Source organism: Bradyrhizobium sp. B124, from assembly GCF_038967635.1.
Classification (GTDB): domain Bacteria; phylum Pseudomonadota; class Alphaproteobacteria; order Rhizobiales; family Xanthobacteraceae; genus Bradyrhizobium.
The window spans coordinates 2,768,952-2,785,615 of record NZ_CP152413.1 but is presented as its reverse complement, the minus strand read 5'-3'; the positions used below and the strand labels follow the sequence as shown (position 1 = coordinate 2,785,615).

17 protein-coding genes are annotated in these 16,664 nt (G+C 62.4%); 8 read left to right on the top strand and 9 right to left on the bottom strand.

Features of this window, described 5'->3' with window-relative positions; all coding sequences use genetic code 11:
* Positions 1–18: 18 nt before the first annotated feature.
* The 3 genes from AAFG13_RS13520 to AAFG13_RS13510 are packed head-to-tail and all read right to left on the bottom strand — an operon-like array spanning position 19 to position 4,087.
* A complete protein-coding gene (locus tag AAFG13_RS13520) occupies positions 19–1,149 on the bottom strand; it encodes an extracellular solute-binding protein (RefSeq protein ID WP_249131672.1) in 1,131 nt (376 codons plus the stop codon).
* Complete coding sequence (locus AAFG13_RS13515) at positions 1,146–2,936, bottom strand: ABC transporter permease subunit (protein ID WP_212310381.1); 1,791 nt, start codon at positions 2,934–2,936, stop codon at positions 1,146–1,148. Before AAFG13_RS13515 ends, AAFG13_RS13520 begins: the two co-directional genes overlap by 4 nt.
* Positions 2,933–4,087, bottom strand: a complete 1,155-nt coding sequence (locus tag AAFG13_RS13510) for an ABC transporter ATP-binding protein (protein WP_212310380.1) — start codon at positions 4,085–4,087, stop codon at positions 2,933–2,935. Before AAFG13_RS13510 ends, AAFG13_RS13515 begins: the two co-directional genes overlap by 4 nt.
* A 247-nt stretch (positions 4,088–4,334) precedes the next feature.
* Here AAFG13_RS13510 and AAFG13_RS13505 point away from each other — a divergent pair, with 247 nt between their 5' ends.
* The 8 genes from AAFG13_RS13505 (at position 4,335) to AAFG13_RS13470 (ending at position 12,159) form a co-directional block, all read left to right on the top strand.
* A complete protein-coding gene (locus tag AAFG13_RS13505; RefSeq protein WP_212310379.1) occupies positions 4,335–5,144 on the top strand; it encodes a CoA transferase in 810 nt (269 codons plus the stop codon).
* Positions 5,144–5,902: a CoA transferase gene (locus tag AAFG13_RS13500; protein ID WP_342712308.1), complete on the top strand. Its 759-nt coding sequence runs from the start codon at positions 5,144–5,146 to the stop codon at positions 5,900–5,902. Before AAFG13_RS13505 ends, AAFG13_RS13500 begins: the two co-directional genes overlap by 1 nt.
* Positions 5,899–8,211: a molybdopterin-dependent oxidoreductase gene (locus AAFG13_RS13495; protein WP_342712306.1), complete on the top strand. Its 2,313-nt coding sequence runs from the start codon at positions 5,899–5,901 to the stop codon at positions 8,209–8,211. The genes AAFG13_RS13500 and AAFG13_RS13495 overlap by 4 nt, the downstream gene beginning before the upstream one ends.
* 15 nt (positions 8,212–8,226) lie before the next feature.
* Positions 8,227–8,796: a peroxidase-related enzyme gene (locus AAFG13_RS13490; RefSeq protein ID WP_342712305.1), complete on the top strand. Its 570-nt coding sequence runs from the start codon at positions 8,227–8,229 to the stop codon at positions 8,794–8,796.
* Between the two features lie 126 nt (positions 8,797–8,922).
* Entirely contained in the window at positions 8,923–9,579 is a 657-nt protein-coding gene (locus tag AAFG13_RS13485) for a hypothetical protein (protein ID WP_342712304.1), read from the top strand.
* A gap of 97 nt (positions 9,580–9,676) precedes the next feature.
* Positions 9,677–10,369, top strand: a complete 693-nt coding sequence (locus AAFG13_RS13480; RefSeq protein ID WP_342712303.1) for a class II aldolase/adducin family protein — start codon at positions 9,677–9,679, stop codon at positions 10,367–10,369.
* 32 nt (positions 10,370–10,401) lie between these two features.
* Positions 10,402–11,364, top strand: coding sequence for a sugar kinase (locus AAFG13_RS13475; RefSeq protein ID WP_342712302.1), 963 nt, complete (start codon positions 10,402–10,404; stop codon positions 11,362–11,364).
* A gap of 48 nt (positions 11,365–11,412) precedes the next feature.
* Positions 11,413–12,159, top strand: a complete 747-nt coding sequence (locus AAFG13_RS13470; protein ID WP_342712301.1) for a 3-oxoacyl-ACP reductase family protein — start codon at positions 11,413–11,415, stop codon at positions 12,157–12,159.
* 423 nt (positions 12,160–12,582) lie between these two features.
* Here the strand turns inward: AAFG13_RS13470 and AAFG13_RS13465 are convergent, their stop codons facing one another.
* The 6 genes from AAFG13_RS13465 to AAFG13_RS13440 all read right to left on the bottom strand — a co-directional run bounded on the left by AAFG13_RS13465 (position 12,583) and on the right by AAFG13_RS13440 (position 16,661).
* Positions 12,583–13,404: a VOC family protein gene (locus tag AAFG13_RS13465; RefSeq protein ID WP_342712300.1), complete on the bottom strand. Its 822-nt coding sequence runs from the start codon at positions 13,402–13,404 to the stop codon at positions 12,583–12,585.
* 44 nt (positions 13,405–13,448) lie between these two features.
* A complete protein-coding gene (locus AAFG13_RS13460; protein WP_342712299.1) occupies positions 13,449–14,309 on the bottom strand; it encodes a VOC family protein in 861 nt (286 codons plus the stop codon).
* A gap of 38 nt (positions 14,310–14,347) precedes the next feature.
* Positions 14,348–14,926 (bottom strand): TetR/AcrR family transcriptional regulator, encoded by a 579-nt coding sequence (locus AAFG13_RS13455; RefSeq protein WP_212310369.1) that lies wholly within the window; start codon positions 14,924–14,926, stop codon positions 14,348–14,350.
* Between the two features lie 154 nt (positions 14,927–15,080).
* Positions 15,081–15,404: a non-heme iron oxygenase ferredoxin subunit gene (locus tag AAFG13_RS13450; RefSeq protein WP_212310368.1), complete on the bottom strand. Its 324-nt coding sequence runs from the start codon at positions 15,402–15,404 to the stop codon at positions 15,081–15,083.
* Positions 15,401–16,132 carry an SDR family oxidoreductase gene (locus AAFG13_RS13445; protein ID WP_342712298.1) on the bottom strand — a complete coding sequence of 244 codons (732 nt, stop codon included), beginning with the start codon at positions 16,130–16,132 and terminating at the stop codon, positions 15,401–15,403. Before AAFG13_RS13445 ends, AAFG13_RS13450 begins: the two co-directional genes overlap by 4 nt.
* Before the next feature lie 43 nt (positions 16,133–16,175).
* On the bottom strand, positions 16,176–16,661 hold the full coding sequence (locus tag AAFG13_RS13440; RefSeq protein WP_212310366.1) for an aromatic-ring-hydroxylating dioxygenase subunit beta: 486 nt from the start codon (positions 16,659–16,661) through the stop codon (positions 16,176–16,178).
* Positions 16,662–16,664 lie beyond the last annotated feature (3 nt).

Genomic DNA, 16,664 nt, shown 5'->3' with positions numbered 1-16,664 from the left:
CACCTGCCGATCAGTTGCCTATTTGGCCAGCAAGGCGTTGAGTTTCTCCTGCCCGTACTCTTCGTTGGTGGAGTTTCCCGCCGGCGAAGTTGCGCCCCAATAGTCCGGGCTCCACTCGATCGCTTTCGAGACGTTGTCCGGATTGTTTGCCCAGTAGCGGGCGAGCTTCTTGTCAGTCGCCGCCTCGAAGACAACCGGGGAGGGAAGGGCGACCGGGAAGGTCGAGGTAAGCTGCGCCGCGCGCTTGGCGTCAAGCCGCCAGGAAAGCAGTTTCAGCGCGTTGTCGTAGTTCGGCGCTCCCTTGGGGATCGAGAAGAAGTCATAGTAGACGAAGCCCTGATTGAAGGTAAGGTCAATTGGGGCGCCTTCCAGTGCGAGCTTGCTCATCGAGCCGGTGTAAGCCATGCACATGTCGGCCTCGCCGTCGAGCAGGAGCTGCGGCGGCTGTGCGGCCGTCGTCCACCATTTTGCAATATGGGGTTTGATCTCCTTGATCTTCTTCAGCGCTCGCTCCATGTCGATCGGGTAGAGCTTGCTTTTCTCCACTCCGTCAGCCATCAGCGCCGCTTCGAACACGAAACGAGGCCAGGCGGGCATGCAGCGCCGCCCTGGGAATTTCTTCACGTCCCAGAAGTCGGCCCAGCTTGTCGGTATATTTTCCCCCTTGTACTTGTCCTTGTTGTAGACGAGGCCGACGCCGATCACTTGCAATGCGACGCCCTTCTTGCGCTTCAGGTTGTCCGGCATTGCCGTCAGCGTCTGCTTCGCCGCGTCGGAAAGCTTGGAATAGTCGATATCGGCCAAGCAGCAGTCGCCGAGGAGCTTCGTCTCCTGGTCGAAGATGAACGTCAGGTCCCATTGCGCCTTTCCGGCTTCGGCCTGAGCCTTGATGCGCGGACCGCTGCGGGCCTCCTGGACGGTCACGACCTTGATGCCGGTCTCCTTCTCGAACGGGTCGTACATGACTTTGCGCAATGCATCGCCGTATCCGCCGCCCGGATCCTGCATGATCACGACGTTGCTCTGCGCCTCGGCGAGACCCGTACCCATCGCGACGAACAGGGCCGAGGCCAGTACCGAAGCCGATAGGCGCAAGCGTTTCATTCCCAGCATTTTCTCTTTCCTCCATCTGAAATTGATCCGTGTCATGCCGCTTTTCGTGACGTAGCGAGAACGGGGCGCGCAAGGACGAGCCCTGCGACGACCAGCAGCACCTCCAGCGTCGAGACCACGGCCAGCACCGGATTGAGCCGATAATTGATGTCGCCCCACAGCATGAGCGGGAGCGTCTTCAACTGCGCGCTCGACAGGAACAGCGTCAGCACCAGCTCATCGAACGAGTGCAGGAAGGCGAAGAACGTCGCTGCAGCCAGCCCCGGCATGATGGCCGGGAGCGTCACCAGCCGGAACACCGTCAAGGACGATGCGCCGTGTACGGCGGCCGCCTGTTCAAGCCTGGTGTCGACGCCTTGAAGCGAAGCGGACAGGATGACCACGACGATGGGAAGGCCGCCGATCGCGTGCGCAGCGGCGAGGCCAAAGACGGAGCCGACTAGATCGAAACGCAGGAACAGGCTGTAGAGCGACAGGCCAAGCACGACCGGGGGAACGATGATCGGGCTCACGAGAAGCAGCATGATGGCGGATTTGCCGCGAATCCTGCTCCTGACGATACCGAGGGCCGCCGACGCGCCAAGCGTGATCGCAATACCGGCCGACATCGCCGCGACGATCAATGATGTCCAGAACGCCCGCATCCAGTTGGAATCGGAGAAGAACTGTTCATACCAGCGGAGTGAAAAGGCCGGCGGCGGGAACGTCAGATAGCTTGCGCTGCTGAAGGAAATGATCATCACCACGATGATCGGCAGGATGAGAGTGGCGATGACCAGGCCGCCCATGAGGCGAATAGTCCAGGTTCCGCAACTCGCGGGCAGACGCCCGAATAGCCTCAGGAGCGGCCAACCGATCAGGTCGGCGAGCGAGGCGCCGAAACTGCGGCGGCCGACATCCGCAGCGTGACGGTCAGTCGCTTTTGGCGCGGCCTCCGTCAGCTTGCGACCGCCCCAAATGAACTCGAAGCCGAGGAAGCGTCCGGCCACCGCGACCACTGCGAGCGTAATCGTCAGCAGCACGACGCCCAATGCCTGCAGGAATCCCTCCGACGTGACCGAGTCCGCCTGTTGGGTGATATGCATGGCGAACATCTGGTCCCCGGGTCCGCCGAGCAGGGTCGGTGTAATGAAGAAGCCGATCGCCGCAACAAAGACCAGCAGGAAACCGGCGCCCATGCCAGGCAGGGTCAGCGGAAGCAGCACGCGCCAGAATGCGGCGATGGGCCCGGCGCCGCTCGCCAGCGCCGCACGAGTTAGGCTTTGATCCAGGCGCGCCACGCTGGAATAGATCGTAAGCACCATGAGCGGCAGAAGCACCGCCGTCATGCCGAGAAGCACCGTGCCCCGGTTGAAGAGAAGCTGCACGGGCTCGCTCAATATCCCGAGGGAAACCAGCAGCTTGTTAACCGGCCCGTTGCGACCAAGCAGGACCATCCAGGCATAGGTCCGGATCAGGATGGCGATGAAGTAGGGCAGCACGATCGCGGTTGCGACCAATATCTGGACGATGCCGCGACTGCGGTGAATGAGCAGCGCAGTCGGATATCCAAACAGCAGACACAGGCCTGCGACCGTGACCGAGATCTGCATCGTGCGGACGAGCGAATCCCAATAGAGCGGTATCGCGAACACCCGCTGGAAATACGACGACCACGTTGGCCCACTCAGGCTAATACGGATGAGGTCGATCAGCGGGAGAAGGTAGATGAACGCCAGAAAGGCCAGCGCGGGCACGAGCAGCAGCGCCGGATCCTTCAGCCTCCTGGCAAGATCCAGCTCCGCAGGATAGCCGGACCGGACACCGTTGGATGCGGAGGTCATGCAAGCACCCAGCAGTCCGCGGCGCCCCAGCTCACGTGGAGGCGATCCCCGACCGCGGGCAGGGGCCGATCGGCCATATCCGTACATCGAATCAGGAGCGGCTCTCCGCCCTCCATTCGCGCCTCGATCCGCAGGATTTCGCCGAGGAAGATCGCGGATGTGACGCTGACCGGGGCGGAATTCGCCGTTGGCTCGTTTGACACAGCAATGCGTTCCGGACGTACCAGCACTGTCGCGCGTCCAACGTCGATCGTGACGCGGCTTTCCGCGCAGAAGACATATCCCGTGCGGTTCTTCATCGTCAGCGTCGATCCGCGCTTTTGGAGAATGTCCGCATCGATCAGATTGCTCTCGCCGACGAACGAGGCGACGAAACGATCGGTGGGATGTCGATAGATCTCCAGCGGACGGCCGATTTGGACGATCCGGCCGGCGTTGAGCACCGCAATACGGTCGCTCATGGTCAGCGCCTCTCCCTGGTCATGCGTGACGAACAGGATCGTGCTGCCGATGGTCTGATGAAGGTCGCGGATTTCGATCTGGATCGACTCGCGCAACCGCCTGTCCAGGGCGCTGAGGGGTTCGTCCATCAGCACGACCTTGGGCCTCCTGACGATGGCGCGGGCGATGGCGACGCGCTGTTGCTGTCCCCCCGACATCTGGGAGGGGGATTTCGCCGCATGCTCCGTCAGCCGCATGATCTCGAGCGTTTCGGCGACGCGTCGCTCCGCGGTCGCTCGATCGACGCCCGCCATGCGAAGTGGAAACGCCACGTTCTGGCTCACCGTCATGTTCGGAAAGAGCGCGTAGCTCTGGAAGACCATGCCGAAGCCGCGCTTGTGCGTGGGCACATTGTGGACCGGCTTTCCGTCGACGAGGATTTCGCCGCTATCGAGGCTCTGGAATCCGGCCACGAGGTTGAGCAGCGTCGTCTTTCCGCTGCCGGACGGGCCAAGAAGCGTGATGAATTCGCCCGGCTCGATGTCGATGCTGATCCGGTCGACGGCATGGAAGCTGTCGTATCTTTTCACCGCTTCGCGAACGGCGATGCTCGAACCGATGGCGTCACGTTCCCGGAGGCGGCCGGTCGGCGACGTCCGAACGTTCGCATCGCCGGAGCGCGTTGCGCGCAGAGCCGCGGGCTCACCCATCTCTTCTCCCCTCCCAGTTGTTCTATAATGTAGAACGTTATTCCAATTATTGTTGGCGCGGCGCGTCGTCTTGTCAAGTCGAGCCGACCGATCGCGGCGCAATGGCGCGCCGCTGCGATCGGTTGCGCAAGCGCGAACCTCTGCAAACAAAGACCTCGCCGGCGAAGCCAGATTGACAGTGCCGTCCAAATCCGCCTAACATAAATTTAGAATAGTGTTCTACAATATAGAACACGTTGGGAGGATGATGGTGTTGAGCGAGCCCCGCGTAATGGCGAAGCACATCGAGCCGGGCATGCGGGTCGCGCTGCCGGTCGACTACGCCGGCGTCTCCATGACCATGACGCGGGCGATCATCGAGCATGGCGCGGGCAATCTCGATCTCGTCTGCGTGCCGACCGGCGGATTGCAGGTCGACCAGCTTGTCGGTGCGGGTCTGGTCCGGTCGGTGGAGACCAGCGCCGTCTCGCTGGGCGAAGCGGGTGGAGCGCCCCGGTTCAACGCTGCCGTCAAGGAAGGCGCAGTTCGACTGAAGGACGCGACGTGTCCTGCCATCCATGCCGGCCTGATGGCGGCGCAGAAGGGCAGTCCCTTCATGCCGCTTCGGGGGCTGATCGGAACGGATCTGCTCCGCCATCGCGACGATTGGCGCGTCGTCGACAATCCGCTGGCGGACGGAGGCGACCCGATCGTGCTGATTCCGGCCATCCAGCCCGACGTCACGATCTTCCACGTGCCGATGGCTGATCGCTTCGGCAACGTCTGGATCGGGCGGCGCCGCGAGCTTGCCGCAATGGCTTACGCCTCGCGCATCGTTCTCGTCACGGTGGAGCGGGTGGTCGAGGAAAGCCTGCTTGCGGATGAGATGAGCGCTGCCGGTGTGCTGCCGGCACTCTACGTCACGGCGGTCGCGCGCGCTCCAAATGGCGCGTGGCCCTACGGTTTATGGGGCGAGTACCCATCCGACGGTGCGGAGATCGCCCGCTATGCGAAGGCCGCGCGGACCGCCGACGGCTTCGCTGCCTATATGGCCCAGGTGCAGATGGAGCCTGCGTGATGGCCGAGGTTCTCCCTCGCGAAGTGCTGATCTGCATGATCGCGCGGCTGCTCGACGGTGTCAGGCATGTTGCCGTCGGGGCGTCCTCTCCGATTCCCGCCGCTGGCGCGATGCTCCTGCGTGCGGTCAAGGAAGCGGGCGGTGCCCTCGGCCCACGCATTTCCATCCTCGGTTCTGTCGAGCACAATTTCTTCACCAACGGTTCGGCGGAACTGTTCGATTGCGCCGGTCAGGGCCGGATCGACGCGTTCTTTCTCGGTGGGGGTCAGATCGACGGCCTCGGCAACGTGAATCTCGTCGGAACGGGCGATTATCCGCATTCGAGCGTGCGCTGGCCCGGCTCATTCGGATCCGCCTATCTCTACTTCGTCGTGCCGCGGGTGATCCTGTTTCGGGAGGAGCACACGCCGCGCGTGTTCGTCGAGAAGGTGGACTTCATCAGTGCCCCCGGTATCAGTCAGGAGGGAGTTTTCCGCAGCGGCGGTCCCATCGCCCTCCTGACCGGCAAGGGACTCTTCCGGTTCGACAAGGCGCGGCCTGGCTTTGCGCTGGAGAGTGTGCATCCCGGGCACGATCTTGCGGAAATCAAGGAGGCGACTGGCTTTCGGTTCGAGCACGACGCCGAGCCGCGGCAGACCGCCTTGCCCGATGGATCGACGCTGGAGCTGCTCCGCGGCCGCGTGTTCGACGAACTCGCCGAGACCTATCCCGAATTCGCCGCGCAGATGCGGCGCGATCTTGGGGCGGTTGACGCATGAGCAGGATTGCGCGGGTACCGCATTGCAGCCATTGGGGCGCGTACATAATTCTCGTCGAGGACGGTCGCATCATAGGCGTGGAGCCGTTCGCGCACGATCCGGCGCCTTCCCCGATCATCCATTCGATCACCGAATGGGCGAACCCGGAGCGCCGCGTGCTGCGACCGATGGTCCGTTCCGGCTGGCTGGACAAGCGCGAGAGGAGCGATCGCCGGGGACGCGGCCGGGAAAAGTTCGTGCCAGTCAGCTGGGACGAGGCAACGACGCTGGTTGCAGAAGAAGTCCGCCGCGCGGCCGGCACCTTCGGCAATGCGTCGATATTTGCGGGCTCCTATGGTTGGACAAACTCGGGCCGCCTGCACCATGCCTCATCGCTTCTGAAGCGCATGCTCAACCTGGTTGGCGGCTTCACGAGACATGTCGACACATATTCCATCGCGGCAGGTCCCGTAATCTTGCGGCACACGCTGGGTAGCGATGACGCGTGCGGCGGCCGAGCCAATACGCTCGACACCATCGCGCAGCACACCGAGACGCTGGTGGTGTTCGGCGCCCTGTCGCCTCGAACCGCGCAAAACGAGGCCGGAGGAATCGGCAGCCACCGGCTTGAAACCTATCTCCGACAGATCGTCGAGCGCGGCGTCAAGGTCATTCATGTCTCGCCGCTGAAGGACGATCTGCCCGACTGGGGCAACGCGGAGTGGTGGCCGATCCGCCCGAACACCGACACTGCACTGATGCTCGGCCTTGCGGGCGAGATCGTGAAGGCCGGCCGGCACGACCGGGACTTCCTCGCCCGCTGCACCAGCGGTGCGGATCAGTTTGTTCGCTATCTCGAGGGCGAGGCGGATGGCGGACGCAAGGAGGCTGCGTGGGCCGCGAGCATCTGCGGCCTCGACGCGGGCAAGATCGCCACGCTCGCAAGCCGTTTGGTCGGCACGCGGAGCATGCTGACTGTGAGCTGGAGTCTGCAACGGGCCCACCACGGGGAGCAACCGTTTTGGGCTGCGCTCGGGCTTGCGTCGATCGTCGGCCAGATCGGATTGCCGGGCGGCGGGGTGGGCTACGGATACGCTTCTCTGGGAGGCGTGGGGGCGCCGTTCAACGTCAGCAAGTCGCCGGCGGTCTCGCAACTGACGAGGCCGATAGACAGCTTCATTCCGGTCGCCCGGATCAGCGATATGCTGCTCAATCCCGGCAGGCCATTCAGCTACGAAGGAACGATCCGCTCCTATCCGGATACGAGGCTGGTCTATTGGGCTGGCGGCAATCCCTACCATCATCATCAGGACCTCAATCGCTTGTCGGAAGCCTGGACGAGGCCCGAAACCATTGTCGTACAGGACCCGATGTTCACGGCGACAGCGCAGCGGGCCGACATCGTGCTGCCGGCGACCACGTCGATCGAGCGGAACGATCTTGCCGGCAACAGGCGCTCCGACTTCATCCTGGCGATGAAAAAGGCGATCGAGCCGCTGGGCGAGGCCCGTTCGGACTTCGAGATATTCAACGAGATCGCAGGCAAGCTCGGGGTGGCCGATCGCTTCAATGAAGGCCGTGACGAGATGGGCTGGCTTCGGCATCTCTACGAAGCCTGCCGCAGCGACGCGTCGGAGCGCTTCGGCTTTCCGATGCCGGATTTCGATGTTTTCTGGGAAGCCGGCTACGCCCGCTGCCCGGTCAAGGCCGAGCACACGTTCCTGGCCGATTTCCGCAATAAGCCGGACGAGCACGCGCTCAAGACGGAAAGTGGGAAGATCGTGCTCGGCAGCGAAACCCTGGCCAAGCTGGACTACGCCGACTGCCGCTCGCATCCCGCCTGGATCGAACCGGCTGAATGGCTCGGCAACGTTGCCGATACCGGCCAAATGCACCTCATCTCGCACCAGCCGGCCGGCCGTCTTCACAGCCAGCTCGAAACGGGTGCATCGAGCCGAGCCATGAAGCGCAACGGCCGAGAACAGGCGCGCGTTCATCCAGATGACGCAGCCGCTCTCGGCGTCGAGGACGGCCAGACGATACGCATCTGGAACGGCCGGGGAGAGTGCCTTGCGACCGCAGAGGTCACCGACAAGGTCCGTCAGGGTGTGCTGGTGCTCCCAACCGGTGCGTGGTTCACGCCGGCCGGCAATAGCGGGCTGGAGGTCGCCGGCAATCCGAACGTGCTCACGCTCGACATCGGCACGTCCCAATTCGGCCAGGGCTGTTCGGCCCACACCTGCCTTGTCAGGGTCGAGCCGTATGCGCCCGATCGGCGCGATGCGTTTGAAGCATATCAAGAAACGCTCGTCGCGCTCGCGGCAATATAAGAGGAGCTTCACAACATGTCAGCGCCCGCCATCAGCCGCTTTCCTGTCCCCGACATCGCTACGCTCCCCGAGGATATTCGCGCGCGGATAGCGGCGGTTCAGGAAAAGTCCGGTTTCGTGCCCAACGTTTTCCTGACGCTCGCGCATCGTCCCGACGAGTTTCGGGCATTCTTCGCCTATCACGACGCCCTCATGGACAAGCCCGGTCCGATAACCAAGGCCGAGCGTGAGATGATCGTCGTGGCGACGAGCAGCGTCAATCAATGTCAGTATTGCGTGGTCGCGCACGGCGCGATCCTGCGCGTACGAGCGAAGAACCCGCTGATCGCGGACCAGGTCGCCGTCAATTATCGCAAGGCCGATATTACCGAGCGACAAAGGGCGATGCTCGATTTCGCGATGAAGGTCTCGGCGCGAGCCTATGAAGTGGGCGACGCCGACATCCAGGATCTGAAGGCTCACGGATTCACGGAGGATGATGCATGGGACATCGCGGCGATTGCGGCATTCTTCGGCATGTCGAACCGTCTTGCCAACGTCACCAGCATGCGTCCGAACGACGAGTTCTTTGCGATGGGTCGCTGAACGCTTCGGGCAAGGAATCAAATGGTGTCGCTTGTCATAGACAGTCGCTTCCGAGGTCCGCCTAATTCCGGCAACGGAGGCTATGTCTGCGGATGTTTCGCAAAGCACGTTGCCGGAGATGCCGAAGTGACCTTGCATGCGCCGCCACCGCTGGAGCGGTCGCTCGATGTCCTGATGGGGACTGACGGCGACGTCGAACTGCGCGAGGAGGACAGGCTGCTGGCGACGGCGCGTGCCGTGAGGATTGATGCTCCGGACGTTCCCAGGGTGAGCTACGAAGCGGCTGAAGAGGCGGTCGGCAGAACGCCGTACGATGAACGGACCCATAACCTCCCGACATGCTTCGTCTGCGGCCCCGCGCGTGCCCATGGCGACGGTCTTCGGATCTTCGCAGGTCCGTTGCAGACGCCGATCTCGGGGAGACCCGCCGTGTTCGCGGCTTCCTGGGTCCCTCATGGCAGCCTTGCCGACGCGGATGGCTATGTCGCGTCCGAATTCGTTTGGGCCGCGCTCGATTGCCCGACGGGTTATTGCAGCGTGGGCGCAGGTCACTTGGGGTTGAACGGTAACGAAACCGTCCTGCTCGGGCGCATGGCCGCGCGGATCGATCACCGGCTAAGTCCTGGGGATCGCTGTGTGGTGGCGGCTTGGCCGACCGGGCGAGAGGGGCGCAAGCTCTTTGCCGAGAGCGCCTTGCTGAGTCCGGAGCAGGATGTGTTGGCCGTCGCACGAACCACGTGGCTACTGGTCGACCGACAGGTTCAGCTCGGAGCGAGGACATGAACGCGACGTGGGGGCAGCGCATGACCTGCGCCGAGAGAACTGCCGCCGGCCGGCATCTTGGCAGAATCTATGTATACGCGGCCGGAGGATTCCGCAGATGACCAACCGTGATGCTGAACTCGAACTTCGTCAGTCCATCATCGATGCGTGTCGTGAGATGGCGGCGCAAGGTATCAACCAGGGCACCTCAGGAAACATCAGCGTTCGAACCGACGAGGGCATCCTGCTCACGCCGTCCGGCCTTCCATACGACCGCATGAAGCCCGAGGACATCGTGGCCATGAAGTGGGACGGGTCATGGTCCGCGTCGGCAGGCAGCGTTCCGTCAACGGAATGGCGCTTTCATCTCGACATCCTGAAATCGAAGCCGGAGGTCGGCGCTGTCGTTCACGCGCACCCGATCTTCTGCACGATCATCGCGATCATGAACCGCTCGATCCCCGCAATTCACTACATGATCGCCGCTGCCGGCGGTAACGACATCCCGTGTGCGCCCTACGCTCAATACGGCACGGCCGAGCTTTCGCAGGCGGCCCTGAACGCGCTTCGCTTTCGGCGCGCCTGCCTGCTCGCGCATCACGGGCTGATTGCCATAGGTCCCGACCTGCGCAAGGCCATGTGGCTCGCGGTGGAGGTCGAAGTGCTCGCCAAGCAGTACCACGGTTGTCTTCAACTTGGCTCTCCTCCGCTCCTGCCGGACGAGGAGATCGACAGCATCTTGAGGCGATGGGGGCAGTACGGCCTGCGCGATAGCGACGGCGCGCCCAAGAGTCCCCAGCGGTCAAGCTAGATTCCGGTCAAACCACTTTCCTGCGAGAACTCATGGCTCACACTCACGACGTCAGCGTCTGCGGTACGTACATTCTGGATATATTGGGGGTGCCAGTTACCGAAATTCCGCCTGGTGGCGGCAGGTTGCTGATCGAAGAAATTCGGCTCGCTGTCGCCGGAACCGCCGGCGGGACGGTCGTCCCCTGTGCGCGTCTCGGTCTGAAGGCGCTCGCGGTGGGTGCGGTTGGCTCCGACGAGAAAGCTGACTGGATGCTGAGCGCGTTGGAACGCGAAGGCATCGATACTTCCGTGATGGAACGAATGGCCGACTGTCCGACGTCGGCCACGATCTTGCCGATCCGGCCCGATGGCTCGCGTCCGGTCATGCATGCACGGGGGGCTTCCGCCCGCTGGCGTATCGCACCCGAAACGCAAAAGATCGCCTGTCAAAGCAGGATTTTGCATCTCGGCGGGGTTGGCTCTCTGCTCTCGATGGACGGAGCGCCCTCCGTATCCTTGCTCCGGGATGCAAAAGAGGCCGGGTGTACAACGACGCTCGACCTCATCCAGGCGCGAAGCGAGACGCTCGCGCTGGTCGAGCCATTGCTGCCTTTTGTCGACTTCTTCATGCCGAGCATCGATGAGACCAAGGCCATGGTCGGAACCGACGATCCCGCGGCTTGTGCGCGGTTCTTCATCGACAAGGGAGCAGGGGCCTGCGCGATCTCACTTGGGGCCGACGGATCGCTCGTGATGACACGCGACGGTCGTCAGTTCACAGTGCCCGCTTTCGAGGTCGCGGTACGCGATACGTCGGGATGCGGCGATTCCTACACGGGCGGCTTCATTGCCGGTCTGGTCCGCAACTGGGATCTGCTGGACTGTGCGAAGCTTGCGACTGCAACGGCGGCGATCGTCGCAACGGGTCTTGGCTCCGGCGCCAATCTCGCATCGTTCGAAGACACGGTAAGGGCGATGAATACGCTACCGGTTCGTAACGCTGGTCGCTTGTAGTTTCACAATATCAAACGACGTCATCCGAACAACAGGGGAGAACACAATATGGCCCGACATGCGGTCGTGACGGGAGCAAGCCGCGGAATTGGTCGCGCGATTGCCATTGGCCTTGCCAGGCGCGGCTACGATCTGGCGTTGAACGACATAGCAGCGCAGGAGAAGGTCCTCCTGGAGACAGTTGCAGAGATCAGGGGACTTGGTGGCCGTTGCATCCCGGTGTTGGGCGACGTCAGCGATATCAGCAATTGCAGGCGGGCTGTGGCTGAAGCCGTGCGAGGTCTCGGGCATATCGACGTCCTCGTCAACAATGCAGGGATACTCAGGTTGGCGACTATCGACGAGCTGACGCCGGAGACGTGGGATCAGACATTTGCCGTAAACACGCGTGGCGTTTTCCAGATGACCCAGGCTGTCGTAGCGCACATGAAGGAACGTCGATACGGGCGAATCGTGAACATCGCTTCGCTCGCCGCCCGAACCGGCGGTCCAGGGCAGTCCCACTACGCTGCATCGAAGTCGGCCGTGGTCGGCTTTACGCGGGTTTCTTCCATGGAGTTCGGAGGCCACGGCATTACGGTCAATGCCGTATGTCCGGGCATCATCGTGACGGAGATGGGGCTCAACAATCTCCACGATCCGGAGCGGGTCGCTTATTTCGAGAAGGTCACGGACCTGCACCGGCTCGGGCAGCCGGAGGATGTCGTCGGTCCCGTGGCGTTTTTTGCTTCAGATGATTCTGCGTTTGTGACCGGCCAAGCCCTTAACGTCGACGGAGGTATCTTCTACAGCTAGAAACCGGGTCGGTTGCCAGAGGACATTGTTATTTGCGTGCACTGGGCGCGAAAAGAGACGAAAAACCTCGGTTTGATCGCCACCTGCACCGAATGTCGGCGATCGGTGATCGCACCTCCACGATTTGAACCTGCGGCGGTGTGATCGGTCGCGTGCAGGGATGAACGGGCGGTCTTCTGTTCAGTCATTGGTGAGATGACACTATCTCTGATTGGATCGAATTGGAGATCGGTAGCTGGAGCTATCCCAAACTGGCCCATGATGGATTGGACAGAGAGTTCAAGTTTTCCAAGTGGTCAGAAGGCGGCGTGTGCACGACGTGTGCGCCGGGAGGTCCAGGAGAATCTCGCTACGGCCAACGTGAATGGGCTTTCCGAGGTGATCGGGGGCGTTGATACGGAGGTGTCGTTGCTGCCGGACGAGCTAACGTGGACGCGCTGATTTCGCGCCCCACATGCAAAGGCTTGATGGTTCGAAGCCGAACTGTCGGGGCCTATGGGTTTCCTCATCCTCGATTTCGTCGACGCCGACGGAATACTCAAAAACCATGCCGTCCGGACCTTGGAAATACAGAAAGCGCGCGCCGGACGTCGGGTGACGACCGGGACCGAAGACGATCGGGACGCGCTGACCGGACAAATGGTAGTACGAGCGCAATACATCGTCGTTGCTCTCGACCTGATGGTTGATGTGCTGAACGCCTGGCCCCCGTCCTGGTGCCAGGGCCACGGTGTGGTGGATAGCATTGACCCGCATGAGTGCGATGTCGCCGATGCGGTCGCTGACCCGTGCGTTGCAGACCTGGGTCCAGAACCGCTCGTCCCGCAGCGGATCGGTGGTAAACAGACCTACATGGCTGAAGCCGGTAATTCCGGCATCGCGGGTGGCAAAATATCGCTTGCCGCTGCGCTCGGGCCGCACGACCAGTTCGATCTGATTGCCGGTCGGATCCTTGAAGCCGATGAAGGCCTTGACCTTGCGGAGCATACACTCGTCCGGCGTGCCGGCGTGGACGGCATGGCCGAGAGCGTCGAGCGTCGCGCCGGCGGCGTTGAGCTTGTCCTCATCGGTGACCTCGAAGGCGACCGTCTGGTCCCGCGGATCGCCTTCGAAATAGCAGAGCGTATGAGCGCGGTCGTCGGATCGCAAATAGAGCGCCGTCTTCGCCTGCTCGCCAATTTGCAGGCCGAGGCTCCTGGTCGCGAAACTCTGCGCATCCTCGAGGTCGGAGGCGCCCAGCCGCACATAAGCGAGATCTCGCAATTCAATCATCTGGCGCTCCGTCGTCTTCAGCGTTGATCAGTGGCGGCTGGCTGCAGTTCCGGGATGCCCTGGCATTGGCTGCCCCACTCGCAGAGCGAGTCAGGATGGGTGGAAAACTGCCGGGGGCGATGATCGGGTTCGACGTCGTTGAGGCCGTGGCTGTACGAGAAGACGTGTCCCTCGGGTCCCTCAAACCTCAGAAAGATCTGTCCCGACGCGGGCTCGCGTCCGGGACCGTGCAGGATCCTGATCTGACGATCCTGCACGAAATAGCGGCTCTGCATGATCGCATCCAGGCTCTCGACGCCGTAGCTTACATAGAGAATTCCTGGGCGGTCGGATGGATAGAGCGCGATGCGGTGGTGCTTTTGGTCGATCCTCAGATATGTGATGTCGCCAGCCCAGTCACTGATCCGGGCGCCTAGGATTGACGTCCAGAATCGCTGGTCATCCCGCAACTGTGAGCTGCGTAGCCCCACGCCCTGTAGTCCAGTGATGCCCGCGTCGCGGCTTGGAAAATAGCGTCGGCCGCTTTGCGCCGGGCGCAACACCAAGTCGATCTCGTTGCCACTGGCGTCTTGCGCGATGAGAGTGTCGCGCACAAACCGCTGCTTGCATTCGTCCCGACTGCTCCGGCGGACGGCGAAACCGTCCATCTGCAGCGCATGTTCAATGCGTTCGAGAGCGGCTTCGTCTGATATCTCGATCCCGATTGACGACGCCACCGTCGGCGCCGGCACCAGCGACAGCGAGTGATAACGATCGTCCGAGCGAAACAGCAGGGCCTGTTTGTCGGGCACCGGCTGCAAGCCCAGAATGTCGGTTGCGAAGGCGGCCGCCGAAAGCGGCTCACGGACCGCGAGTCTGACGTAGCAGAGGGCGATCAAAGGGCCTTGGGGACCTCTGTCAGCTGAATTTAGTCCCGTCATGTCCGCCTTCTCAGCTGCTTGGGGATCGAATCCTCGATGTGCTGCCGCACGATCTTGCGCCAGACCGCGAGCAGACGCGAGAAGTGCTCGGGATCATTCTCGATGAGCATTCTGACCGAGAAGCCGCGAACCACGCTCAGCGTGAGCGCGAGCACGTCCCTGGCGAGCTGTTCCGGGATTCCCGACGATATAAGCGTGTCGAGCCAGGTTGCCTCGATCGAGAAGCGGGTCTGCCGGGCAAACTGCTGGGTCTCTCGTTTGAGCCGCCGCGTGCTTTCGTCGCTCATGCCGATGGCGAGCTCGATGAAGAAGTAGTCGCCGAAGAAGAAGTCCTGGGCGTCCTTGATGATACTGTCGATCGGATCGCCGCCATCGTGTCGCGCCGATTGCGCACGGCGTGTACTCTGGGTGAACGTAATTTCGTTGACGTAGGTCAGCACGGCGACCACAAGCTCGTGCTTGCTTGGGAAATGGTGCATCAGCGCGCCGCGCGAAACGCCGGCGAGGTCGGCGACCTCCACGGTTCGCAGGCCGCCGAAGCCGTTCTGGCGGATCAGCTTGACGGCTGCGTCCATGAGCTGCTTGCGCGTGGTCTCGCTGCGCTCTGCCTGGGTTCGCCGCGGCGCGTATGTCGGCTCCGCCGTGCTGTCGCGGCGCGATCTCAGTTTCTGTCGGGTTGCGGGCCCCCGCGACGTGCCGGCGGCACGCCGGGTCCTGGGCTTGGGGTCGTCAGAATTCGACATAGACGCTGCCTGCTATCACCCTGACCGGAAAGGTCTTCAACGGAACCGTACACGGCATGCCGGTCGGCGCGCCGCTTGTGACGTCGAATGTACCAAAATGCCAGGGACATTCGACGATGTTTCCGGCCAGAATACCCTCTTCGGACAACGAAGCCTCGCCATGGGTGCACAGGTCCGCCGTCGCGTAGATCGTTCCTTCCACATTGTAGATGGCAAGATTGGTGCCGTCGGGCATCGCCGCGGGACGAATTTCACCTTCCGGAAAGTCCTGAACCGTGCCAACGAGGACACCATTGATCGTGGTCGTCATAGCATGGTGCTTCCGCCGTTGACGCTGATGACCTGTCCGGTGACGAACGAGGCCTCTTTCGACGCGAGATAACATACCATCGAGGCCACCTCGTCCATCTTGGCTGCGCGCCCCATCGGTACAACGTCAACGAAGCGTTGCAACGCCTTCGGCGCCCTGAGGGTGGCCTCCCGCACCTGGGGCGTGTCGACGATACAGGGGGCGACGACGTTCACGGTGATGCCGTCCTTGGCAAACTCGCGCGCCAATCCGGTCGCCATCGCATGCACGCCGCCTTTGGCGGCATTATAGGCCGCGTGATCCCAAAGTCCGTTGCGGACCGAATCGGCGCCGATGTTGACGATGCGTCCATAGCCCCGGGCTTTCATGACCGGAACGGCGTGCCAGGTGCACCACAGCGCGGTCCAGAGATTGCGATCGATCGTCGTCCGTAACGTGTCGGGCGTGTGGTCCAGAAACGGCTTGATGATCCCACCGCCGGCGTTGTTGACCAGAATGTCGAGACCCCCGAAATTATCCACCGCCGACTTGATCACGCCGCGTGCGACGTCTTCCCGGGACAGGTCGCCGGCTTTCATGATTGGCCGCCCGGCGCCGCTCGCGGCGATGTCATCCGCAACGGTGCCGAGGCGTCCCTCGTCGATATCCGAAAGCACGAGCTTGGCTCCGGCGTCGGCGAAATGGCGGGCGATGACTGCGCCAATGCCGCTGGCAGCGCCGGTCACCACGATTGATTGTCCTTCGAACCGTAAAGCCATGTAATTTTACCCGTCAGAGCACGATGCTGATGCGACCGCTCGGGCGCAGTCCGTCACCGGCGAGGAGGCAGCGCTTTTCCCGGATGCGGAGGCCCTCGCCGTCGACCGCCAGCCGATATCTGCTGGTTCCGAAGTAGAGATCGGTGACGCCATCCTTGGTCCGCAGGGTCTGGAAAACGCAACTGACGTCAATCTCGTCCTCGCGTCTTGCCTGGATCCGGACGTTGCCAACGATACGGCTTGTCTTCGAATGCGGAAACTCCGCGTGCGCCGTGCGTTTCATCAGCCGCTTGACCCGCTCGCCGAGCCGGACGCGATCGTCCGCGATGTAGAACAGGTTGCTCTCCGACGAGGCGTCGGCTGGCAGATCGGTGCAGGGCACTTCATATTTCGCATCGTCCGTGAACAGCGTGAGCCACTCCGGCAGACGCCATTGATCGAGCAACTCGGCCTCGTTGAACAGGAAGTCTTCCACTTCGGTTCGGCTCAGGGATTGCATGTT